Origin of the sequence: Nocardioides albus (assembly GCF_014648255.1) — a bacterium.
In the GTDB taxonomy this organism is placed as follows: Bacteria; Actinomycetota; Actinomycetes; order Propionibacteriales; family Nocardioidaceae; genus Nocardioides; species Nocardioides albus.
This window is the reverse complement of record NZ_BMQT01000011.1, coordinates 41,268-61,626: the sequence shown is the minus strand read 5'-3', so window position 1 is coordinate 61,626 and position 20,359 is coordinate 41,268. Positions and strand designations below refer to the sequence as shown.

The following is a 20,359-nucleotide window of genomic DNA, read 5'->3' as shown; positions in this document are numbered from 1 at the left end:
ATCTCGGCAGGAACCCTGATTTGCCCGCTTCTCCCCTCCTCCAGACGCTTCGTCCTGTCCGGGGAAGGCTGATCGGCAGCCTGCTGCTGATGGTCGTCTCGACCGTCGCCGGCCTGGTGCCGCTGGTCGGGATCGTCGAGCTCGCCCGGATCCTGCTGCCGGCGGCGTCCGGTGCCGCTGTCGATGCCGACCGTGCCTGGGTGGTGGTCTGGGTGAGCGTGGCGGCGCTGCTGGTGCGCCTCGCGACGGTGCTCGGCTCGTCCTGGCTCTCCCACGTCGCCGACCTCGACCTCTCCATTCACCTGCGCCGGCTGCTGGTCGCTCGGCTCGGCCGGGTGCCGTTGGCGTGGTTCACCGAGCGCAACTCCGGCACCGTGAAGAAGGCGGTGCAGGACGACGTCGCCGCGCTGCACCATCTGGTCGCCCACTCGGTCATGGAGCTGACCGCGGCGATCACGCTGCCGACCGTCGTCGCCGTCTACCTCTTCGTCGTCTCTCCACCGCTCGCCCTGATGACCCTCGTCCCGCTCGTGCTCGGCCTGATCGGATTCCGGATCTCGATGCGGGGCGCCGGGGCGCTCTACCGCGACTATGACGCCGGGCTGGCCGAGCTGGCCGCGGCCACTGTCGAGAACACCGGCGGGATCGCGGAGATCAAGACCTTCGGCGCCACCGGGCAGGCTCACCGCCGGCTGGCCGAGGTCGCCACCCGGTTCGGCGGGTTCAACCGGGCCTGGATGCGTCACTCCGCGTTCGGGATGCTGCTGATGGAGCTCGCGCTGACACCGGCGCTGACGCTGGTTCTCGTGCTCGGTGCCGGGGTCTGGATGCTCCGGGCCGACTGGATCACCGGTCCCGACCTGGTCCCGTTCCTCGTCCTCGGCCTGGCCATGACTGCCCCGGTCACCGTCGCCGGCTACGCCGCCCGCGAGCTGCGCGAGGCCACCGAGGCGGCCCGGCGCATCCAACGCCTGCTGGCCGAGCCGGAGCTTCCGGAGCCGACCGTGCCCGCCCAGGCACCCGCCTCGTCCCGCGTCGAGCTCCATGACGTCTCCTTCGCCTACTCCCCCGGCGCGCCACCGGTGCTCCACGACATCGACCTGGTCCTCGAACCAGGCACCGTGACCGCGCTCGTGGGCCACTCCGGCTCGGGCAAGTCGACGCTGGCCAAGCTGCTGCCCCGGTTCGCCGACCCGATCGCGGGCCGGATCACGATCGACGGCGTGGACCTGCGCGAGCTGACGAGCGCTCAGCTCTACGAGCTGGTCTCGTTCGTCTTCCAGGACACCGGGCTGCTGCGTACCTCCATCCGGGACAACATCCGGCTCGCCCACCCGCAGGCCCCCGAGGAGGACGTACGCCGCGCGGCCGAGGCCGCGCAGATCGCCGACCGCATCGACGAGCTCCCGCGCGGCTACGCGTCGGTTGTCGGCGAGGACGCCCAGCTCTCCGGAGGCGAGCGGCAGAGGGTCGCGATCGCCCGTGCCCTCCTCTCCGACACCCCGATCCTCGTCCTCGACGAGGCCACCGCCGCGGCCGATCCCGAGTCGGAGGCGCTCGTCCAGCGCGCGCTGTCCCGCCTCGTCGCCGGCCGTACGCTGCTGGTGATCGCTCATCGGCTCTCGACGGTCACCGCGGCCGACCAGATCGTCGTGCTCGACGAGGGCCGGATCGCCGAGCGCGGCACGCACCGCGAGCTCCTCGCCCGGGGCGGGCGTTATGCGCGGCTCTGGGCGGCTGACCAGCGCGCCCACCCGGCCCCCGCCGATCAAGCCGTCACCCCCGCTGGTCGAGCCGCGAGCGCCAGCGAGCGTGTCGAGACCAACGGCGGGGACGGCTCGACCAGCAGGCGTGCCGGCTCGACCGACGTGGACGAGGTGGAATCGGCGTGATCATCATCGTCCAGCTCATCGCCGCGCTGGTGGACCGCCCGCACCGGCACCAGCTCGCCCGGGTGGTCGCGATGTTCGTCGCCACCGGGGTGCTCCAGGGGCTCGCCTTCGCCTGTGTCGTGCCGGTCCTGGACGCCGCGCTGCGCCAGGACTGGGACGCTGCGACGACGTGGCTGGGCGTGCTCTTCGGCCTCTTCGTGGCCCACCACGTGGCGCTGACGGTGGGCAACCTGGACGGCTACGACCTGGCCTGCGACCTGCTCGACATCACCCTGGCACGGCTCGGCGACCACACCGTGCGGCTGCCGCTGGGCTGGTACGACCAGGATCGCACCGGCCAGCTCTCCCGGATGGCCTCCAAGGGCGCCACCGACATCGCCTCGGTGCCAGGACATCTGCTGCGGCCGCTGATCGCCGCCGTGGTCAGCCCGGTAACCGTGGTCGTCGCGATGGCGTTCCTGGAGTGGCGCCTGGCGCTCGCGCTCCTCGTGGGGGTCGTCGCGGTGCTGGCCACGACCCGGCTCCTGGCGACGATCGTCGGCCGCGGTGAGGGCGCCTACGACGCCGCGATGGCGGAGGGCTCGGCGCGCGTGGTCGAGTTCGCCCTCAACCAGCCGGCGCTGCGGGTCTTCGGTCGCACCGTCCACGGCAACGAGCTGGTCGAGACCGCGCTGCGGGAGCAGAAGCGGGCCTCGCGCCGGCTGCTGGTGACCGGGTTCGGCGGCCTGGGGATCCAGCTGCTCTCCATCCAGGCGTTGCTCACCTTGGTGATCGCGCTGGCCGTCCACCTCAGCCTCGGCGGCACGCTCGCCCCGGCCACGGCGATCGGTCTGCTCGTCCTCACCGTGCGGTTCGTGGAGTCGCTCATCGACTACGGCGAGCTCTCCAGCGCGCTCCGGATCGCGGAGGGGTCGTTGCGACGTGTTCTCGACGTGCTGGCCCTCGAGCCGCTCCCCGAGCCCGCCACGCCCGGCGAACCCGCCGACAGCGGCATCGAGCTGCGCGAGGTGACCTTCTCCTACGACGGCACCACGCCGGTCCTCGACGAGGTCTCCCTCACCGCGCCGCCACGCTCGCTGACCGCCGTGGTCGGGCCGTCGGGCTCGGGGAAGAGCACCCTGCTGCGCCTGGTCGCCCGGTTCCACGACGTCACGGCGGGCTCGGTGAGGCTCGGCGGGGTCGACGTACGCGATCTGGGGATCGAGGCGCTGATGCAGCGCGTCTCGATCGTCTTCCAGGATGTGTACCTCTTCGAGGGCACCCTGCGCGACAACGTGCTGATGTCGCGCCCCGACGCCACCGACGACGAGCTGCGCGAGGCCGCCCGGCTGGCCCGCGTCGACGACATCGTCGCGCGTCTCCCGCACGGCTGGCAGACCCGGATCGGCGAGGCCGGGTCCACGCTCTCGGGCGGTGAGAAGCAGCGGGTCTCGATCGCCCGGGCGCTGCTGAAGGACGCCCCCGTCGTCCTCCTCGACGAGGCGACCGCCGCCCTCGACGCCGAGAACGAGGCCGCCGTCCAGGAGGCGCTCACCGCGCTCGCCGCCGACCGTACGGTGATCGTCATCGCCCACCGCCTCCAGACCGTCGTCGCCGCCGACCAGATCGTCGTCCTCGACTGCGGCCGGATCGTGGAGCGCGGCTCCCACGAGGAGCTCCTCGCCCACGACGGCCGCTACCTCGACTTCTGGCGCGAACGTACGCAGGCCGAGGGCTGGCGGCTCCTCGCCAGAGAGTAGGCACGGAGAGTCACGCCGGCCGGGCCGCCCCCGAGGACGACCCGGCCGGCGTGGCTCGGACTCAGAACGCGTCGGGGTGCAGGCCCTCGGCGATCGTGCGCACCGCGGTGACGTTGCCGAGCGTGCCCGGGAACGTGTCCGGGGTGCGCAGGGCGATGAAGCGGTCCTCCTTGACGGCGGTCACGTCGGGGAAGGTCTTGCGCAGGTAGGCCTCGACCCGCCCGGCCTCGGACGGCTCCCGGACGGCGAACACGATCGCGTCCGGGTTGCGCGCGGCGACCTCCTCCGGCGAGACGACCGCCGAGAAGAACTGGGCGAAGAGCTCCTCGTCCGGGCTGAAGACGTTCTCGCCACCGGCGCGCTCGATCATGTCGTACTCCACCCCGGCGCCGATCGCGGAGAGCGTCTTGCCCTCGACGAAGAGCTGGGCGACCTTGGGCTGCGGGCGGTCCGCGACGGCCTTCTCGACGGCCTCGAGGTCACCTCGGGTCTCGGCGACCAGCTCGTCGGCGGCGGCAGGGACTCCGAAGATGCTCCCGAGCGCCTCCAGGTCGGTGAACAGGTCGGTGACCTCGCCGGTGGAACGGCGTTCGGGGCAGCCGCCGGCTGCGACGTACGTCGTCACCCCGGCGTCGGTGAGCTGGTCGATGGTGGCGAAACCCTGCTCGGCGGTGAACTCGTACTCGGTCGGGGCGACGACCGCGTCGGGCTGTACGTCGAGGAGCTGCTCGCGGGCCGGCGGCGCGTCCGTGCTCAGCTCGGGCACCTCGCTCGCGTCCGCGGCGACGTCCTCGGGCAGCTCGTGCATGGCCGTCTGCGCCTGGCCGACGAGCCGGTCGGCGACCCCGAGGCGTACGAGCAGCTCGGTCTGCGCCGGGCTGAGCCCGACGATGCGCTTCGGAGCCGACTCGACCGTGATCTCGCGCCCGCAGTTCTCCACGGTCACCGGATATCCCTCGGCGGCCTCGCCTTTCGCCGAAGCGTCGTTCTGGACGCCGGTGCCGCCGCATCCGGTCGCGGCCAGGAGCGTGAGTGCTGCCACCGGGACGGTGCGCAGCAGTGGGGTGGTGTTCATGTGTTCCTCTCTCGAACCCGCGCGGACGTCCCGCGCAGGAGCAGGTGTGGGGTGCCTGCCTCGGGATCGGTGATCCGGCTGGCCTCCACTCCGAAGACCTCGCGCACCAGATCGGGCGTGAGGATGTCCGCCGGCGTCCCGAGCGCGACGACGTGCCCGCGGTCGAGCACCGCGACCCGGTCGCAATAGGCCAGCGCGAGGTCGAGCTCGTGGAGCGCGACCACGGTGGTGATGCCGAGCTCTGCGACGGTGTGCATCAGCTCGAAGCGATAGGAGACGTCGAGATGGTTCGTGGGCTCGTCGAGCAGCAGGAGCTCGGCCTCCTGTGCGATCGCCCGGGCGAGCAACGTACGCTGCCGCTCACCGCCCGAGAGCCGGTGGACCGGCCGGTCGGCGAGCCCGGAGACGCCCGCCAGCTCCATCGCCCGGCCCACGACCAGCCAGTCCGCGGCACTGTCGCGACCGAGCACTCCCCGGTGAGGCGTACGTCCCAGCAGCACGCTCTCGGCGACGGTGAGCCCGAACTCGTCCGGCGGCTCCTGGGCCATCACCGCGACCCGGCGGGCGACCTCACGCCGACTCATCGAGGCCACGTCGGTGCCGTCGAGGAGCACCTGACCCGAGACCGGCCGCAGGGCGCCGAAGCAGGCCCGCAGAATGGTCGACTTGCCGCTTCCGTTGGCGCCGAGCAGGCCGAGGACCTCCCCCGGCTCGACCACGACCGAGGCCGCGGTGACGACCTCGCGGCTGCCCCGGTTCAGGGTGAGGTCCAGCGTCTCGAGCCTCATCGCGCCATCCCCTGCTCGTCAGCCGCCCGGCCGCGCATCAGCCATAGGAAGAACGGCACCCCGATCAGGGCGGTGATGATCCCCAGCGGCACCTCGGCGGGTGCCGAGACCGTCCGGGCGATCAGGTCCGCACCGCACAGGAACAGCGCGCCGCCGACCACGGCCACCGGCACGATCCGCCGGTGGTCGGAGCCGACCAGCACCCGAGCGATGTGCGGGACGACGAGCCCGACGAACCCGATCCCGCCTGCGACCGAGACCACGGTGCCGGTGAGCAGCGCGGCCGCGAGCAGCAGGATCGAACGCAGCCGGTTCACCCGGACTCCCAGCGCCGTGGCCGTCTCGTCCCCGACCTGGAGCGCGTTGACCGCGCGTCCGGTGGTGAGCGAGACACCGAGCGCGACCACGAGCGCAACCAGCGGCCCGATCAGGTCGGTCATCGTTGCGGCGGAGACCGAGCCGAGCAGGAAGAACATCACGCTGAACACGTTCTGCGCCTCGGTCGTGAGCGTGAGATAGCTGGTGATCGCGCTGAAGAACGTGCCCAGCGCCACCCCGGTCAGCACCAGCCGCTGCGGGGCGATGCTGCCGTCCTTGTACGCCACCCAGAAGACCGCCGCGGTCGCGACCGCGGCGCCCAGGAACGCCGCGGTGCCGATCCAGGCGCCGACCGCCGCGGCACCCAGGACGACCACGGAGACCGCGCCCACCCCTGCGCCCGAAGAGACGCCGATGATCGCCGGCTCGGCCAGCGGGTTGCGTACGACTGCCTGGATGAAGACCCCGGCCAGGCTCAGCGCCGCTCCGGCCAGCGCGGCCAGCAGCGCTCGCGGCAGCCGGAACTGCCAGACCACCTGGTCCTGCAGCGGCGTGTAGGTGCCGTCGCTCATCCACGGCATCCCGGGCAGCAGGTGCCCGGCCACGAGCCTGGCCGCGTCGAGCGCGCTCAGATCGACGGTTCCCGAGGACGCAGACAGCGCGACGACGAGGACGAGGGCCGCGGCCAGGCTCACGGTCAGCAGCCGGGCGCGCCATCTGCGTCGCGCGATGCTCTCAGGAACGCGAGGGCTGCCGACGGTCGGCGGCTTCGCGGGCGGCGCTTCCTCGTCCGTGCCCGTTGTCGGGGAAAGGTCCGTGGGGGTCGTCATCGCACTCCTGTGCACGTCGTGGGCTTTAACCGATGGCGCGCACAGCATACTCACATTGATAATCGTTCCCATGATGATTGATCGGATGCTCGTCCGCACGGCGGCGGACCATCCCCCGATTGCAGCGGCCACGGTCGGACTGCAGGTCCTCGTGACCATGACCTACCTCCCGCAGGCCTACGCCCTGGCTCAGGGGCTCTACGCGGTGGTCGAGCGCGACGACGACCGGGCGCTGACCGCCGCGCTGTGGATCGCCGCGATCGTGGCAGTGCGCTGGCTCCTGTCCTGGATCCAGGCCGTGGTCGCGGGACGGCTCGGCGCGAAGGTACGTCTCTCGGTGCGGGACGAGGCGCTGCGAGGCGTCCTGGTCCCCGAGGCACTGCACGACCCGGGCCGGCGAGACGGCGGTCTCCGCACGGCACTCGTCGACGGGGTCGACGGCGTCGATGCGTACGTCACCCGCTACCTGCCGGCGCTCGCCCAGGCGTTCGTGCTGATCCCGCTCGTGACGGCCCTGCTGATGCTCGTCCATCCGCTCTCCGGCCTCGCCGCCGGCCTGGCGGCACTCGGCGCACTGACCGCGCCGCTGCTCTGGAAGCGACTCATGCGCCGACGCTCGGACGACCACTGGGACACCTACGAGGCTCTCGGCTCCGACCTGCTCGAGGCCCTGCGCGGGATGGCGACGCTGCGCCTGCTCGGCCAGGTGGGCCGAACCAGGGAACGGATGGCTGAGCGCAGCAGGGCGCTGCACCGAGCGACCGTCAGGGTGATGCGTACCTCGCTGCTCGACACCGCGCTCATCGATCTCGCCGTCCAGGGCGGCACGGTCGCCGCGGCCGGGCTCGCCCTGGTCGCGAGCGTCGGTGGGACCGGGGTGCCGCCGGCCGAGCTCTACCTGGCGCTCATGCTGGTGAGCGAGGTCTTCCGCCCCATCCGGGATCTCTCCGCCGCCTGGCACGCGGGCTATCTCGGGACCTCTGCCGTGCCGGCGCTCCGCAGGCTCGGTGTCGGCGCGCAGCACGCCACCTCGTCGAGCGGCCCCGCCGAGACGGACCGGAAGGTGTCGCCCTCGGCGGCGCTCGTCCTCGACGACGTCTCTTTCTCCTACGCCGACGGTCCGGCGATCCTCGACGGCGCCCGAGAGAGCTTCTCGCCAGGCGCCGTTACCGCCGTCGTCGGTCCGAGCGGCGCCGGGAAGACGACTCTCCTCGACCTGGTCCTCACCCACCTCTCCCCCACCGGCGGCCGGGTTCTGCTCGACGGCCGTCCGGTGCGTACGTCCGACGTCGCCGTGGTCTCGCAGCGGCCGGTGCTGTTCGAGGGGACCGTGCGCGAGAACCTCCAGGTCGCCGGCACGCACGGGAGCGAGGCCGACCTGTGGCAGGCGTGCGCGGCGGCAGGCATCGAGCAGGAGGTACGCAGCCTCCCCGCCGGCCTCGACACGCCGGTCGTCAGCGCCGGGGCCAGCCTCTCCGGCGGACAGCGGCAGCGGATCGCCCTGGCCCGGGCCGTCCTCTCGGAGCGGCCGGTGCTGCTCGCCGACGAGCCGACCAGCGCCCTCGACCCGGCCTCGGCACGCACCGTGACCGCCACGCTCGCCCGGCTCGCCGCCGACCGCATCGTCGTCGTGGTCGCGCACCGCGAGGAGTCGCTGGACGGGGTGCAGCGCGTCCTCGAGCTCACCGACGGCCAGCTGCACCCGCTGCTTCTGGAGAGGAGCCACCGATGACCGCGACCGCCGCTCCCAGGCGGCCGCTCACCGCCCTGTTCGGTCATCTGGGCGGCGAGCGCCGGGCCATCTCGGGCACGATCGTGCTCGTGGTCGTCAGCCAGGTGTGCCTGGGAACGATCTCGGTGCTGCTCGCCGCCGCCGTCGGTCACGCCGTGGTCCTCGGCGAGGCGCCGCCGGGATGGTTCTGGCTCCTGCTCGCCGGCCTCGTCGCTTTCCGGGCGCTGTTGACCTGGGGTGAGATGGACGCCTCCCACGCGCTCGCGTTCCGAGTGCTCGCTCGGCTCCGGATGGCGCTCTTCGACCGTTACGCGGTCGCGTTGCCGACCAGGCGTCGCGAGAACGTCGGCCGGGCCGCCTCGACCGCGATGGCCGACACCGAGCGCCTGGAGTTCTTCTACGCTCACACCGTCGCCCAGCTCCTCGCCGCAGCGGTCAACACGCTCCTCGGCCTCGTCCTCCTCACGTTCGTGGAGCCCACGCTCGCGCTGGTCACCCTCGTCGCGCTCGTGCTCGTGCTCTCCACAGTACCGCTGGGTCGACACCGTCTGGAGGCGCTCGGGCAGGAGGTCATCGAGGCGACCGGGGCACTCTCCGACCGGGTCGTCGACGTGCTCGGCGGCCTCCGCGAGGTGCTGGGCTACGGCCTCCACGAGCCGGTCCGCCGTCAGATCCGCGAGACCGGCGCCGACGCCGCGCGGTCGGCGGCCAGGCTCGAGACAACCCAGCGCGTGCTCGCCGGAGCCCGCGAGGCGGCGGTGACCCTCGCCGGGGTGGGCGTGCTGGTCAGCGTCCTCGCCCGTGACGTCGCCGCCGAGCACGTCGCCGCCCTGGTCGTCCTCGCGCTCGCGACCGTCGCACCGGTTGCCGATGCCGCCGCCACCTGCGCCCGGCTGCCTGCCCTGCGCGCCTCGGCTGCCCGGGTCGGCGACGAGCTCGCCCGTCCTGCCGTGCTCACCCGCGACACCCCACCGGCCGTGCTGCCCGACGGGCCGCTCGGCCTCGTCATGAGCGATGTCGGCTTCGGGTACGGCGAGCGCCGTGTGCTGGACGGTTTCGACCTCACCATCGCGCCCGGAGAGCACGTCGGTCTCCGTGGGCCGCCGGGAGCGGGCAAGTCCACCGTCGTGGCGCTCGCCAGCCGGCTCTGGGACCCCGACACCGGAACCATCGACCTCACCGGCCCGGAGACCGCCCCAGTTGCGATCTCAGGGGTCGAGGACGCCGTGCTGCGGGTTGCGCTGACCACCGTCGAGCAGGACGGCGCGCTCTTCTCCGGCACCGTACGCGAGGCGATCGCCGGCCCCACGACGACCGACGCCGAGATCGCGAGCCTCCTCGACCGGCTCGGCCTCGCGGACGCGGTCGCGCCGGAGAGCCACATCGGCGAGGGCGGTCTCCGGCTCAGCGGTGGGCAGCGTGCGCGGCTGCGGCTGGCGCGCGCCGTCCTGCACCGCCCACGGATCCTCATCCTCGACGAGCCGACCGCCGACCTCGACGAGGACTCCGCCCGACGGGTCACCGACCTGCTCGACACGATCCCGGCGACCATGCTGGTGGTCTCCCACCGTCCGCAGACTCTCGCCGGGATGGACCGAGTCGTCGACATGGGGGTCGACGACTCGGTCGAGACGGGAGTCGAGATCGGACCTCAGGAAGCCCCCGGAAAGCCATCAGAACCCCGCAGAGCCCGCAACCACGCGGGACACGCGGCGCGTGAACGTTGAAGATCCGCGCTACTGGCCTACGCTGGCGACGAGCCGCATCTCGTCAACCTTTGCTGCTCTGATCAACGATTAAAGGAGATCGCATGAACCGCACCGACCTGGTGAGCGAAATCGCCAAGCAGGCCGAGATCACTCAGACGCAGGCCTCGGCCGCCCTGGGTGCCGCCCTCGAGGCGATCAGCGCGGCCGTCGCTGACGGCGACAAGGTCACGCTGCCCGGCTTCGGTACGTTCGAGTCGCGCGAGCGCTCGGCTCGCACCGGCCGCAACCCGCAGACCGGCAAGACGATCGACATCCCGGCTTCGCGTGGCCCGGCGTTCAAGCCCGGCTCCGCTTTCAAGGAGCGGGTCAACAAGGGCTGAAAGCCTTTGGATCAGACGAAGGGCCGGATCGTTCGCGATCCGGCCCTTCGTCTGTTCTGCGATGCCTACCCGGCGGCTTCAGCCCTGGCGTGCCTTGAGGCGTGGGTTGCGCTTGTTGATGACGTAGACGCGGCCGCGGCGGCGTACGACCTGGGAGCCGGGCTGGTTCTTGAGAGATCGGATGGAGTTGACGACCTTCATCAGGGTCTATCCCTTCGTGCTGGTGTAGGGCAGCAGAGCGACCTCCCGGGCGTTCTTGATCGCCTTGGTGACCGCGCGCTGCTGTTGCGGGGTGAGGCCGGTGACGCGGCGGGAGCGGATCTTGCCGCGGTCGGAGATGAACGTACGCAGCAGCTGCACGTCCTTGTAGTCGACGTAGGTCACGTCCGGGGCCAGCAGCGGCTTGCGCCGCTTGCGGACCGGAGACGGCGGACGCTTGGGCATGGCGGCCTTTCTCTCGGGATTCTCTCTCAGCGGATCTTGGCGGGGTCGACGTAGCCCCGCTCGACCGCGCGGACCAGGCGCCGGGGCACCTGGTGGGTCTGGCCGTCGACGGTCACGGGCACGAGCGCGACCGCAGTCGCCTTCCAGCTCGAGCGTCGGTGGCGGGTGTTGCTGCGCGACATCTTGCGTTTGGGTACGGCCATCTCGGCCTCCTTCGGGGTTTGTTGTCGGGGTCAGGCTGCGCGACCGATGGGGCCGAGCCAGTCCTCGAGCCCGTCCCAGGACTCCTCCCAGAGCTGGCCGCGCTGGGCGATCTCCTGGTCGGTGAGCAGGGCGCGCTCGAAAGCCCGCGGGATCTCGTCGGCCTCGTCGTCGATGCCGATCACGACGATCCGGGTGAGCCGCTCGGTGCGGCCCCACTTCTGGGTCGACCCCACGCTCGCCTGACCACCGGCGCCGTCCCAGACGCAGATGTCGTCGGGACGGGTCGGGACCCAGAAGCAGCCGCGGGAGCGGCGCGGGCCACCTCCGAGGATCTCCAGCTCCTCCTGGAACCGGACCGGATGGATCGGGCGCTCGGAGCGCAGGTCGAGCCGCCACGCCCCGCCCTCCGGCAGCGGTGGCAGCGGGTTGCGGCGCACCTCGGCGACCCAGGCCTCCACGGCATGGTGGCGGTGCACGCCGGCGACGAGGCCGGCGGCGTCCAGGAGCGAGGGGTCGGTCACCACCGGCGTACGCGGCTGGGCCAGGGTCGCGATCAGCGATCGCTCCTCCGGCTCGGGGTCCTCGGTGACGCAGACGACGTCGGCGTACTCCACGATCGCGCTCGCGACCTCGGCGACGCCGCGGCGATCGTCCTCGGAGGTGGCCAGGCCGCGCTCGTCGAGCAGGTCAGGGCCGAGCAGGTCCTCGGCGACGGTGGTGCCCTCGAGCGCGGCGACGACCGCGGCGATCGAGATGTGTGGTGCCATCCGCGGCGCCCAGGCGAGCACCCGGCAGACCTGGATCGCCTCCGCCGCGACCGGCAGGCAGGCGACGATGCTGCCCCAGCGGTCCTGTGCAGCGAGGCGCTCGAGGGTCGGGACGATGTCCTCGCGGATCGCGCAGGCGACGCAGGCGTGGGCGAGGTTGATCTCCTCGTGCTCGACCACGCCGTCGATGTCGCTGACGATGCGGGTCAGCAGCTGGCGGCCGGGGTCGATGACGTGGCGGACCATGACCGTGTCGGGCAGGCCGAACTGGAGCGAGACGGTCGCGGAGAGCATCGCACCCTCTTCGACCCCGCTGACCAGGATCACCGGCAGCTTCGGGCTCGGGAGCTTGCGCTGCGACCGCGGCCGCGGCGTCATCGGCCGCGCCCGTAGCGGCGCTTGAACCGTTCGACCCGGCCCTCGGTGTCGACCACGCGGCCGCGCCCGGTCCAGAACGGGTGGCTGGCGCTGGAGACGTCGACGTCGACGACCGGGTAGGTCTCGCCGTTCTCCCAGGTGACGCGCTCGTGGTCCTCGGCGAGACGCTCGAGGATCGTCGACTGCATCAGGAAGAGCTTGTCCGCCGAGCGGTCGCGGAAGACGACCGGCCCGGAGACGGGGTGGATGCCTTGCTTCATGGGGACCTCCCGCTGTGGTTAATGATAACGGTTCTCATTCTACACACAGGGTCACGCCCCACTCATATCGAGGCCAGGCTCACCCCTCAGCGGTGTGGGTGTGCATGCGTACGCCCTCGCTGTTGAAGATGCTCAGCACCTGCGCCGGGCGCGACCCGGTCGCGAAGATCGCGTGCGGCACCCTCGTGTCGAACTCGGCAGCCTCACCGCGGGTCAGCACCAGGTCGCGGTCACCCAGAATCAGCCGCAGCTTGCCGGAGATGACATAGAGCCACTCGTAGCCGTCATGGACCCGCGGCTCCGGCACCTCGGTGACCGGTTCGTAGGTGATCTTGAAGGTGTTCACCGGCGAACCCTCGGGGGTCAGCGGCGCGATCTCCATGCCGTCCTTGCGGATCACGGGCCGGCGCACCCGAGGATCCGGGACCGACGGCGTCACCAGGCTGTCGAGCCCGACGCCGAGGTGACGGGTGAGCGGGATCAGCAGCTCAAGGCTCGCCTGACGCTTGCCCGACTCGAGTCGCGAGAGCGTGCTCGGCGACATCTCGGCCATCGCGGCCAACTGGTCCAGCGTCCAGCCCTTGCTGTGTCGGATCGCTCGGATCCGCGGTCCGACCTGTTTGAGCTCGTCGATCATGTGACCCATCTCCCGTTTGCCAAATCTGCAAGAACCCTTGCCGTTCCTTCATTATGCCAGTGAACTGGTGTCATGACCGAAAACACCGAACACCTCGACGCGATCGTCATCGGCGGCGGAGCCGCCGGCCTCTCCGCAGCCCTCATGCTGGGCCGCTCCCGCCGCAGGACCCTCGTGGTCGACTCCGGCCTTCCCCGCAACCGCTTCGCGGCCCACATGAACGGAGTCCTCGGCCACGACGGCCTCGACCCCGCCGACCTGCTGCGCAAGGGACGCGAGGAGCTGGCTGCGTACGACGTCGGGATCCGCCCTGGGCGCGTCGCCCGCCTCGACGAGACCGAGCACGGCGTGAGCGTCCTCCTCGAGGACGGCGAGCGGCTCACCGGCCGGATCGCGATCGTCGCCACCGGCGTCACCGACGAGCTCCCCGACATCCCCGGCCTGGCCGAGCGCTGGGGGACGACGGTCCTGCACTGCCCCTACTGCCACGGCTGGGAGGTGCGTGACCGCCGGATCGGCGTGCTGACCACCTCTCCCCTCGGCATGCACCAGGCGCAGCTCATCCGGCAGTGGAGCGACGACGTCGTCGTCTTCACCGCGGGGCTCGGTCCGGTCGAGGAGGCCGACGAGCAGCGGCTGCTCGCCCGCGGGGTCACCCTCGTCCCCGAGCCCGTCGTCGAGGTGCTCGGCGAGGGCGACCAGGTCACCGCGGTCCGCACCGCCGACGGCAAGGTCACCGAGGTCGGCGCCATCTTCACCGCCGGCACCCTGCGTCCGCACGACGGCTTCCTCACCCACCTGGGCCTCGAGCGCACCGACACCCCGGTCGGCAGCTTCCTCGCCGTCGACCCCACCGGCAAGACCAGCAGCGACCGGATCTGGGCGGTCGGCAACGTGTCCAACCCGATGGCCAACGTCCCGATCAGCATGAGCGCAGGCACCATGGCCGGCAGCGTCGTGAACATGACTCTGGTCACCGACGACTTCGACCGAGCCGTCGCCGGGACCGCCGAGGCGGGCGACCCGGTCGCCTTCTGGCAGGAGAGGTACGCCGGCGGAGACCGCATCTGGTCCGGCAAGGTCAACGCTGTGCTCGGTGACGTCGCCTCCGGCCTGGAGCCGGGGACGGCGCTCGACCTGGGCTCCGGCGAGGGCGCCGACGTCATCTGGCTGGCGCAGCAGGGCTGGCAGGCCACCGGCATCGACATCTCCGAGAACGCCGCGACCCGGGGCCGTGAAGCCGCGCACGCGGCCGGCCTCTCCGACGAACGGGCAAAGTTCGTCGTCTCCGACCTCTCCGACCCCGCCGTCCTCGACAAGGGCTATGACCTGGTCACCGCGAGCTTCTTCCACTCCCCCGTCGAGCTGCCCCGCACCGACATCCTGCGCCGGGCCGCCGGACTGGTGAACCCGGGTGGCCACCTCCTCATCACCTCGCACGCGGCGGCCCCGCCCTGGGCCGAGGCAGCCGCGCACGAGCACCACTTCCTCGATGCGAAGGGCGAGCTGGAGGAGCTCGATCTGCCCGAGGAGGGGTGGGAGACGGTCGTGCTCGAGCACCGGAACCGCCCGGTGACGAACCCGTCGGGCGAGCCCGCCACCCTCGAGGACGCGGTCGTCCTGCTCCGCCGACTCGGATGAGGCCTACGCCGCGCCGCAGCTCTCGGTGAGGAACTCGCCGAGCCGCTCGTAGGCGAGGTTCTGGGCCTCGCTGCGCTCGAGCGGGTCCTCGCCGCGGCCGGTGCGCAGGGCGTCCTCGATCATCATCCGCACGCCCTCGACGGCGGCCGCCGGCGTACCTTCGGGAACACCCATCGACTGCAGGCTCGACGCCGCCAGACCGAGAGCGGTCTCGTTCTCGTCGTTCGGGGTGGACATCTGACTCGCATGGGCGTTCGCCATGGCCTGTACGGCGCCGCAGAACTCCTCCAGAGACGCGACCGGGCCGGCGACGACCGGAGCGACCGACGAGGCCCCGCCGGCGGGGTCTGAGACTGCCGGAGCCTCTCCGCCACCGAGGTCGCGGGTGAGCACCACGACCCCGATCGCGACAGCGATCAGGACACCGATGACCAGCGCGCGGGGCGGGTGCGGAAGTCGGTCGCGCAAGGTCGGCTCAGGTGGCGCCTCGGCCCGGCGGGCGGGGTTGCCGGAGCGCCTCGGGTCACCCATCAGCACTCACTGGTAGGTGTTGGCCGGCGCCTCGCGCGGCTCGACCGAGGCGGCCTCGATGGCCGTCTCCGACTTGCCGCCGGGAGCGGTGCCCTCGACCCAACGACCGGTGACCGCGACCCAGGAGTCGCGCTCCGGGGCGTCGTCGTAGTCCTCGACCCGCACCCGCGAGGCGCTCGCGTCGGCGGCGCAGCAGGCGATGGCGATGCGGGTGACGTACCAGTTGCCGTTCTCGTCGGTGCTGACGAAGCCGGTGAGGCGTACGTCGCGGTCCTTGATCGTCGCCCCGTCCTCGACCCCGGCACGCCACATGAACTCGGCGACCTCGACGTCGACCGGCCCGTCGGAGGCGGGCAGCGGCAGGATCTCGGCATCGGGGGCCGCCGCGACCGGGTCGTCGGCACGCCGCTCGGCGAGGTAGGCGCCCAACGACGGCGGGCTGGCGACGAAGACGATCACGCCGGGCACGATCGCCAGCCAGGTCATCGCCGGGACCTTGTGGCCGTGATCATGACCGTCGTGGTCGTCGCTGTCCTCGTGGTCGTGCTCGCCCGGCGCTGGACGCAGCAGCATCCACGCCGTCAGCCCGAGCAGCACCACGCCGGTGGCCACCAGCGGCCACTTCATCCAGTCGGTGACGTACCTCAGATAGCCGTCACCGAGCGAGAGCCGCAGCAGGACGGCGCCGAGGAAGCCGACCACAAGGGCCTGGGTAGTACGCGTCACGCGGCCACCTCCGTTGCGCGAGCGCCAATCTGCGGACGCGGCCGCGCGTTGACTGAATGGTTCGCTCGCTGACGCTCGCTCACAGCAGCCACCATCCGATGCCGACGGCGGAGGCGACCGCCGTGATGATCACCAAGGGTACGAAGCGAAGCGCGAAGGCCATGCCGAACTGGCCGGCCTCCATCGAGGCGAGCTTGATGTCCATCGCCGGGCCGACGACGAGGAAGACCAGCTTCGCGGTGTCTGAGAAGGCGGTGAACGAGGCCGCGACGAAGGCGTCGGACTCCGAGCAGAGCGCCACGATGAACGCGAACAGCGCGAGCGTGAGGATTCCCAGCACTGCCTGCCCGGCGACGGTGTTGACCACCGAGCGAGGTACGAAGGTGTTGACCGCCGCGGCCAGCATGGCGCCGAGCACCAGGAAGCCCGAGGCGTGCAGGAAGTCGTGGCTGACGTTGCCGAGGAACGAGCGCTCGTGGGCGTGCTCGTCGCGCCCGAGCTTGGTCAGCCGCTCCAGCAGCAGCTTGCCGCGGGCGAGCATGATCCAGCCGACCGCGACCGCCGTGATCAGCGAGGCCAGGAACCGGGCCAGCACCATCATCGGCTGGCCCGGGAAGGCGACCGCGGTGGAGACGAGCACCGCAGGGTTCACCGCCGGCGCGGCGAGCAAGAAGGTCAGCGCGACCGCGGGCGCGACCCCACGGCGGATCAGAGAGTTGGTCACCGGCACCGCGGCGCACTCGCAGCCCGGCAGCCCGATCCCGGCCAGGCCGGCGACCGGGACGCCGAGCACGGGGCTCTTGGGCACGATCTTGCTCAGCGCCTTCTCGGAGAGGAACGTCGAGATGACCGCGCTGAGCAGCACGCCACCGAGCAGGAACGGAGCCGACTGCACCACGATCGCGACGAAGATCGTGCCCCAGGTGTTGAACAGGTCGTGGTCCAGCAGCGGCAGCAGCCAGCGCTGGGAGAGCAGGATGACGAGCAGGACGATCGCCACGACCTCTGTCTGCCCCAGGCGGAACCCGGACTTCTCCGCCGCCCGCACCGGGGTCTTCGTACTCATGGTGCGAGTGTTTAGCACAGCTCGATGACGCCCGGGTAGCGCCCCGCCGGTTCGGAATGGTTCCGGTTAGGATTTTGTCGAGGTCACCAGCTGGACTTGGTGATCCCCGGCAGATGCCCCTTGTGCGCGAGCTCGCGGAACCGGATCCGGGACACCCCTGCCTTGCGCAGATAGCCCCGCGGCCGGCCGTCGACCTGGTCACGGTTGCGCAGGCGTACGGGTGAGGAGTCGCGCGGGAGGCGGGACAGGGCGCGGACCGCCTCGGCCTGCTCGGCAGAGCCCGGCTCGGCAGTGCGGATGCGCTCCTTGATCTCGGCCCGGCGTGCGGCGTACCGCTTCACGATCTCGCGACGCTTGGCCTCGGCCGCGATCTTGGATTTCTTGGCCATCAGACGCATCCTCCTCGGGCGAGCATCTCGGCGACGACGGCGTCGATGCCGCGTACGTCGATCCGCTTGATCGCGTTGGTGCTGAGCCGCAGCGTCACCTTCCGGCCCAGGCTGGGGACGTAGTAGGTCTTCTTCTGCAGGTTCACCTCCCAGCGTCGTCGGGTCGCCTTCTTGGACCAGGGGCGGTTGTTGCCGAAGCCGGGGCGGGCTCCGGTGACCTGACACGTGCGTGACATGGCAGCCTTTCGTCTTATCGGGAATCATTTTCATTATGTCACAGCTGCTTCTCGTCGCGTCATCACCGTCCCCGCCGACGGTGCCGCTGGGCAGGGGATCCATACCGATACCGACTAACATGGCGCTCATGGCACCAACCCAGCAGGTCAAGCGGCGCGCCACCAACCAGGGCGCCGCCGTGAAGGAGGCACTCGCCGCCGAGGACACCTTCCGCAGCGCCCAGGACGTCTACGCCACGTTGCGCGCGAGCGGAGAGAAGATCGGCCTCTCCACGGTCTACCGCCACCTGCAGATCTTCGTCGACGACGGGCTCGCCGACGTGATCCACAAGCCGGATGGTGAGTCCACCTACCGGCTGTGCGGAGACGCCTCCACGACCCATCACCACCACCTGGTCTGCCGCAGCTGCGGCAAGGCGGTGGAGATCGAGGGCCCGGCCGTGGAGACCTGGGCGGACAAGGTGGCGGCGCAGCACGGCTTCTCCGACGTCAACCACACCGTGGAGATCTTCGGCCTCTGCACGACCTGCGCCGCCTCCTGACTCAGCCGCGTCGACGCGCCACGCCCACCGCGACGTCGACCAGCAGGAACGCGACCAGGCTGATCCCCAGCATGGGGACGAACCAGCCGACCACACCGGTGACCGCGACGAGTCCCACGAGTGCCGGCCAGGGCAGGCGGCGCCACGCCCCGCGCGGTGCCGGCCGACCGAACCGCAGGCCGGTGGCACCGCGTGGCCGCCGCAGCCACCACATCCGGTAGCCGAGCAGGGTCATCACGATCAGGCCGATCGCCAGCGCCGCCAGCGCCAGCTGGTTGGCGACGCCGAACAGGATGCCCATGTGGGCGCCGATGACCCAGTCGGTCAGCTTGGCCATGACCGGCCAGTCGGCGAACTCGACCCGGTCCAGCATCTCGCCGCTGGCGGGGTCGACACTGATCGCGTCGTAGCCGGTCGGCCAGTCGCGCTTGTTCTCCGCGGCCGTCCAGGCGCTCGCTGCGTCGGCCGGCGGGACCAGGTAGAGCGGATCGCCCAGCCCGGCCTCCCGCGCGGTGGCGAGGACACCGTCGACCCCTGCGCCGTCGGAGAAGACCGCATCCGGCTCCTCGGCGCCCGGGGCCGCCTCCGCGGAACCGTGTTGCGCGTGCTCGTCAGCGGCGCCGCCGCCGGGGAGCAGCGAGGTCGCCGGTGTGGGCTCGGTCCACGACAGCGCCGTACGCACCTCGCCGATGTTCTCCCCGGCGAAGCGTGACCAGGTCAGCCCCGAGACCGACAGCGCCAGCACACCCAGCAGGACCCACACCCCGATGACGGCGTGCCACGACATCACCCGGGAGCGTCCGGTGGCCGCCGGATCCGGAGCGATCAGCCGGCGCGCGCGCCGTTCCCGGCGGCTCTTGCCGATCCACAGCATCAGCCCGCCGAGGGCCACCACCCACAGCCAGCTCGCGGCGAGCTCGCTGTAGTGACGACCGAAGGCGCCCAGGTGGAGGTTGCGGTGCAGCTCGTCGAGCCAGGCACGGAACCCGAGCCACTGCCCGTAGCTGCGTACCTGGCCCTCCACGCCGGCGGAGTAGGGATTGACGAAGACCGACATGTCGTAGCCGGCCGGGACGGTCTCGTCGGTGAAGACCACCCGCGTGCTGCGGTCGGGGGCGGACGGCACGTCGACCCGGAGGATGTCGCCGTCGGGGTGGCTGGCTCGGGCGGCAGCGACCTGTTCGGCGAGCGTCGCCTGATCTCCTGACGGGGTGACATGGGTGAGGTCGTGGTAGGCGATCTGCTCGACCTGCGGGGCGATCGTGTAGAGCAGCCCGGTCACCGAGGCGACCAGGATGAACGGGGCCACCAGCACCCCGGCGTAGAAGTGCAGGCGCAGCACGAGCGGACGGACCAGCGACCACCAGGCCCGCCATCGGCTCGGCGGGTCGATCCGTGGCTCGGCCTGCGGTGCGCGCCGGGACTGGGTGGGAAGGGTTGGCACGGGCATTCGAGGTCTCTCTTCTCGCGAATCGGGGAACGCAAGACAGCCACCGGGGCTCACCCGGTGGTGCTCGCAGAGGGTTGTCAGAGGCCGAACGGCCTCGGCGGTCCCCTACGCGGAGAGACGTCGACCCACGGAGCCGGCCGCGGTACGACCTGCTGCACCTCGGCGAGCAGGGTCCCCACGACCACGAGCCGCGGGATCGGGAGGCTGCGTACGACGACAGCGAGAGCCTTGCGGTGCAGCCCCCAGACGACGACGGAGAGCGCGGCCGCGCAGGCGTGGGCAAGGAGCATCGACCCGTTGCCGTCGACCGCGCCGGCGGCATGCTGGTGCTCGGCACCGGGGGCCGCAGCGAAGGCCGCGAAGACCTCGTGGAGCGCCAGCTGGGACAACCCGGCCGCCAGCGCGCCGCCGAGCAGGCCGACCCGACGCTGCAGGACCACGATGCCCGCACCGAAGACAGCCAGCGCCGCTGCGGCCAGCCAGCCGGCGCCTGGCAGAGCGCCGCCCGCGGCCACGTGAGCCAGACCCGCGCCCGTCATGATCTCGAGGGTGGCGAGCAGGGAGAGCCACACGCTTCCGCGTACCGGCCTCACCACTCGCAGCTCCACGTCGAGCACCGTATCCC

General features: G+C 71.5%; 23 protein-coding genes. 7 read left to right on the top strand and 16 right to left on the bottom strand.

Features of this window, described 5'->3' with window-relative positions:
* Positions 1 to 20 precede the first annotated feature (20 nt).
* Both IEY84_RS21735 and IEY84_RS21730 read left to right on the top strand, forming a co-directional pair.
* On the top strand, positions 21 to 1,892 hold the full coding sequence (locus IEY84_RS21735) for an ABC transporter ATP-binding protein (protein ID WP_183549339.1): 1,872 nt from the start codon (positions 21 to 23) through the stop codon (positions 1,890 to 1,892).
* Entirely contained in the window at positions 1,889 to 3,631 is a 1,743-nt protein-coding gene (locus tag IEY84_RS21730; protein WP_183549340.1) for an ABC transporter ATP-binding protein, read from the top strand. The genes IEY84_RS21735 and IEY84_RS21730 overlap by 4 nt, the downstream gene beginning before the upstream one ends.
* Positions 3,632 to 3,692: 61 nt before the next feature.
* On the opposite strand, the gene IEY84_RS21725 is transcribed toward IEY84_RS21730, so the two are convergent.
* Genes IEY84_RS21725 through IEY84_RS21715 form a run of 3 tightly spaced genes read right to left on the bottom strand, consistent with a single transcriptional unit; the run spans position 3,693 to position 6,642 of the window.
* Positions 3,693 to 4,706, bottom strand: coding sequence for an ABC transporter substrate-binding protein (locus IEY84_RS21725; protein WP_183549342.1), 1,014 nt, complete (start codon positions 4,704 to 4,706; stop codon positions 3,693 to 3,695).
* A complete protein-coding gene (locus IEY84_RS21720) occupies positions 4,703 to 5,494 on the bottom strand; it encodes an ABC transporter ATP-binding protein (protein ID WP_183549344.1) in 792 nt (263 codons plus the stop codon). Before IEY84_RS21720 ends, IEY84_RS21725 begins: the two co-directional genes overlap by 4 nt.
* Positions 5,491 to 6,642 (bottom strand): FecCD family ABC transporter permease, encoded by a 1,152-nt coding sequence (locus IEY84_RS21715; RefSeq protein WP_221209146.1) that lies wholly within the window; start codon positions 6,640 to 6,642, stop codon positions 5,491 to 5,493. Before IEY84_RS21715 ends, IEY84_RS21720 begins: the two co-directional genes overlap by 4 nt.
* A gap of 70 nt (positions 6,643 to 6,712) precedes the next feature.
* On the opposite strand from IEY84_RS21715, the gene IEY84_RS27030 reads away from it, so the two are divergent.
* From IEY84_RS27030 to IEY84_RS21700, 3 genes are all read left to right on the top strand, one after another.
* Complete coding sequence (locus IEY84_RS27030; protein ID WP_183549355.1) at positions 6,713 to 8,374, top strand: ABC transporter ATP-binding protein/permease; 1,662 nt, start codon at positions 6,713 to 6,715, stop codon at positions 8,372 to 8,374.
* On the top strand, positions 8,371 to 10,101 hold the full coding sequence (locus tag IEY84_RS21705) for an ATP-binding cassette domain-containing protein (RefSeq protein WP_183549359.1): 1,731 nt from the start codon (positions 8,371 to 8,373) through the stop codon (positions 10,099 to 10,101). The genes IEY84_RS27030 and IEY84_RS21705 overlap by 4 nt, the downstream gene beginning before the upstream one ends.
* Positions 10,102 to 10,184: 83 nt before the next feature.
* Entirely contained in the window at positions 10,185 to 10,463 is a 279-nt protein-coding gene (locus IEY84_RS21700; RefSeq protein ID WP_179658077.1) for an HU family DNA-binding protein, read from the top strand.
* Positions 10,464 to 10,541: 78 nt separating this feature from the next.
* Here the strand turns inward: IEY84_RS21700 and ykgO are convergent, their stop codons facing one another.
* The 6 genes from ykgO to IEY84_RS21670 form a co-directional block, all read right to left on the bottom strand.
* Positions 10,542 to 10,664, bottom strand: a complete 123-nt coding sequence (gene ykgO / locus IEY84_RS21695; RefSeq protein ID WP_160023080.1) for a type B 50S ribosomal protein L36 — start codon at positions 10,662 to 10,664, stop codon at positions 10,542 to 10,544.
* A gap of 6 nt (positions 10,665 to 10,670) precedes the next feature.
* The gene (gene rpsR / locus IEY84_RS21690) at positions 10,671 to 10,907 is read right to left on the bottom strand and encodes a 30S ribosomal protein S18 (protein WP_141804807.1); all 237 of its coding nucleotides are present in this window, start codon (positions 10,905 to 10,907) and stop codon (positions 10,671 to 10,673) included.
* Positions 10,908 to 10,933: 26 nt separating this feature from the next.
* Positions 10,934 to 11,110, bottom strand: a complete 177-nt coding sequence (gene rpmF, locus IEY84_RS21685; protein ID WP_183549361.1) for a 50S ribosomal protein L32 — start codon at positions 11,108 to 11,110, stop codon at positions 10,934 to 10,936.
* 30 nt (positions 11,111 to 11,140) lie between these two features.
* The gene (locus IEY84_RS21680) at positions 11,141 to 12,256 is read right to left on the bottom strand and encodes a CobW family GTP-binding protein (protein ID WP_183549363.1); all 1,116 of its coding nucleotides are present in this window, start codon (positions 12,254 to 12,256) and stop codon (positions 11,141 to 11,143) included.
* Positions 12,253 to 12,516: a type B 50S ribosomal protein L31 gene (locus IEY84_RS21675; RefSeq protein WP_183549373.1), complete on the bottom strand. Its 264-nt coding sequence runs from the start codon at positions 12,514 to 12,516 to the stop codon at positions 12,253 to 12,255. The genes IEY84_RS21680 and IEY84_RS21675 overlap by 4 nt, the downstream gene beginning before the upstream one ends.
* A gap of 79 nt (positions 12,517 to 12,595) precedes the next feature.
* On the bottom strand, positions 12,596 to 13,153 hold the full coding sequence (locus IEY84_RS21670; RefSeq protein WP_183549376.1) for a helix-turn-helix domain-containing protein: 558 nt from the start codon (positions 13,151 to 13,153) through the stop codon (positions 12,596 to 12,598).
* 72 nt (positions 13,154 to 13,225) lie between these two features.
* Here IEY84_RS21670 and IEY84_RS21665 point away from each other — a divergent pair, with 72 nt between their 5' ends.
* Positions 13,226 to 14,794 carry a bifunctional NAD(P)/FAD-dependent oxidoreductase/class I SAM-dependent methyltransferase gene (locus IEY84_RS21665; protein ID WP_183549379.1) on the top strand — a complete coding sequence of 523 codons (1,569 nt, stop codon included), beginning with the start codon at positions 13,226 to 13,228 and terminating at the stop codon, positions 14,792 to 14,794.
* 3 nt (positions 14,795 to 14,797) lie between these two features.
* On the opposite strand, the gene IEY84_RS21660 is transcribed toward IEY84_RS21665, so the two are convergent.
* From IEY84_RS21660 to rpmB, 5 genes are all read right to left on the bottom strand, one after another.
* The gene (locus IEY84_RS21660) at positions 14,798 to 15,325 is read right to left on the bottom strand and encodes a hypothetical protein (protein WP_183549382.1); all 528 of its coding nucleotides are present in this window, start codon (positions 15,323 to 15,325) and stop codon (positions 14,798 to 14,800) included.
* Between the two features lie 6 nt (positions 15,326 to 15,331).
* The gene (locus IEY84_RS21655) at positions 15,332 to 16,051 is read right to left on the bottom strand and encodes a TIGR03943 family putative permease subunit (protein ID WP_183549385.1); all 720 of its coding nucleotides are present in this window, start codon (positions 16,049 to 16,051) and stop codon (positions 15,332 to 15,334) included.
* A gap of 79 nt (positions 16,052 to 16,130) precedes the next feature.
* A complete protein-coding gene (locus IEY84_RS21650) occupies positions 16,131 to 17,117 on the bottom strand; it encodes a permease (RefSeq protein WP_183549388.1) in 987 nt (328 codons plus the stop codon).
* 83 nt (positions 17,118 to 17,200) lie between these two features.
* Entirely contained in the window at positions 17,201 to 17,506 is a 306-nt protein-coding gene (gene rpsN, locus IEY84_RS21645; RefSeq protein ID WP_183549405.1) for a 30S ribosomal protein S14, read from the bottom strand.
* A complete protein-coding gene (gene rpmB / locus IEY84_RS21640) occupies positions 17,506 to 17,742 on the bottom strand; it encodes a 50S ribosomal protein L28 (protein WP_183549408.1) in 237 nt (78 codons plus the stop codon). Before rpmB ends, rpsN begins: the two co-directional genes overlap by 1 nt.
* Positions 17,743 to 17,870: 128 nt before the next feature.
* Between rpmB and IEY84_RS21635 the strand changes: the two genes are divergently transcribed.
* Entirely contained in the window at positions 17,871 to 18,284 is a 414-nt protein-coding gene (locus IEY84_RS21635; RefSeq protein WP_183549411.1) for a Fur family transcriptional regulator, read from the top strand.
* A 1-nt stretch (position 18,285) separates the two neighbouring features.
* Here the strand turns inward: IEY84_RS21635 and IEY84_RS21630 are convergent, their stop codons facing one another.
* Positions 18,286 to 19,734: a PepSY-associated TM helix domain-containing protein gene (locus IEY84_RS21630; RefSeq protein ID WP_183549414.1), complete on the bottom strand. Its 1,449-nt coding sequence runs from the start codon at positions 19,732 to 19,734 to the stop codon at positions 18,286 to 18,288.
* Positions 19,735 to 19,811: 77 nt separating this feature from the next.
* Positions 19,812 to 20,342, bottom strand: a complete 531-nt coding sequence (locus IEY84_RS21625; protein ID WP_183549417.1) for a cell division protein FtsQ — start codon at positions 20,340 to 20,342, stop codon at positions 19,812 to 19,814.
* Positions 20,343 to 20,359 lie beyond the last annotated feature (17 nt).

Excerpts from the sequence above, each read along its gene's own strand:
- IEY84_RS21725 (WP_183549342.1), bottom strand. The coding sequence starts at position 4,706 with ATGAACACCACCCCACTGCTGCGCACCGTCCCGGTGGCAGCACTCACG.
- IEY84_RS21720 (WP_183549344.1), bottom strand. The coding sequence starts at position 5,494 with ATGAGGCTCGAGACGCTGGACCTCACCCTGAACCGGGGCAGCCGCGAG.
- IEY84_RS21715 (WP_221209146.1), bottom strand. The coding sequence starts at position 6,642 with ATGACGACCCCCACGGACCTTTCCCCGACAACGGGCACGGACGAGGAA.
- IEY84_RS27030 (WP_183549355.1), top strand. The coding sequence starts at position 6,713 with ATGATGATTGATCGGATGCTCGTCCGCACGGCGGCGGACCATCCCCCG.
- IEY84_RS21705 (WP_183549359.1), top strand. The coding sequence starts at position 8,371 with ATGACCGCGACCGCCGCTCCCAGGCGGCCGCTCACCGCCCTGTTCGGT.
- IEY84_RS21700 (WP_179658077.1), top strand. The coding sequence starts at position 10,185 with ATGAACCGCACCGACCTGGTGAGCGAAATCGCCAAGCAGGCCGAGATC.
- ykgO (WP_160023080.1), bottom strand. The coding sequence starts at position 10,664 with ATGAAGGTCGTCAACTCCATCCGATCTCTCAAGAACCAGCCCGGCTCC.
- rpsR (WP_141804807.1), bottom strand. The coding sequence starts at position 10,907 with ATGCCCAAGCGTCCGCCGTCTCCGGTCCGCAAGCGGCGCAAGCCGCTG.
- rpmF (WP_183549361.1), bottom strand. The coding sequence starts at position 11,110 with ATGGCCGTACCCAAACGCAAGATGTCGCGCAGCAACACCCGCCACCGA.
- IEY84_RS21680 (WP_183549363.1), bottom strand. The coding sequence starts at position 12,256 with ATGACGCCGCGGCCGCGGTCGCAGCGCAAGCTCCCGAGCCCGAAGCTG.
- IEY84_RS21675 (WP_183549373.1), bottom strand. The coding sequence starts at position 12,516 with ATGAAGCAAGGCATCCACCCCGTCTCCGGGCCGGTCGTCTTCCGCGAC.
- IEY84_RS21670 (WP_183549376.1), bottom strand. The coding sequence starts at position 13,153 with ATGATCGACGAGCTCAAACAGGTCGGACCGCGGATCCGAGCGATCCGA.
- IEY84_RS21665 (WP_183549379.1), top strand. The coding sequence starts at position 13,226 with ATGACCGAAAACACCGAACACCTCGACGCGATCGTCATCGGCGGCGGA.
- IEY84_RS21660 (WP_183549382.1), bottom strand. The coding sequence starts at position 15,325 with ATGGGTGACCCGAGGCGCTCCGGCAACCCCGCCCGCCGGGCCGAGGCG.
- IEY84_RS21650 (WP_183549388.1), bottom strand. The coding sequence starts at position 17,117 with ATGAGTACGAAGACCCCGGTGCGGGCGGCGGAGAAGTCCGGGTTCCGC.
- rpsN (WP_183549405.1), bottom strand. The coding sequence starts at position 17,506 with ATGGCCAAGAAATCCAAGATCGCGGCCGAGGCCAAGCGTCGCGAGATC.
- rpmB (WP_183549408.1), bottom strand. The coding sequence starts at position 17,742 with ATGTCACGCACGTGTCAGGTCACCGGAGCCCGCCCCGGCTTCGGCAAC.
- IEY84_RS21635 (WP_183549411.1), top strand. The coding sequence starts at position 17,871 with ATGGCACCAACCCAGCAGGTCAAGCGGCGCGCCACCAACCAGGGCGCC.
- IEY84_RS21630 (WP_183549414.1), bottom strand. The coding sequence starts at position 19,734 with ATGCCCGTGCCAACCCTTCCCACCCAGTCCCGGCGCGCACCGCAGGCC.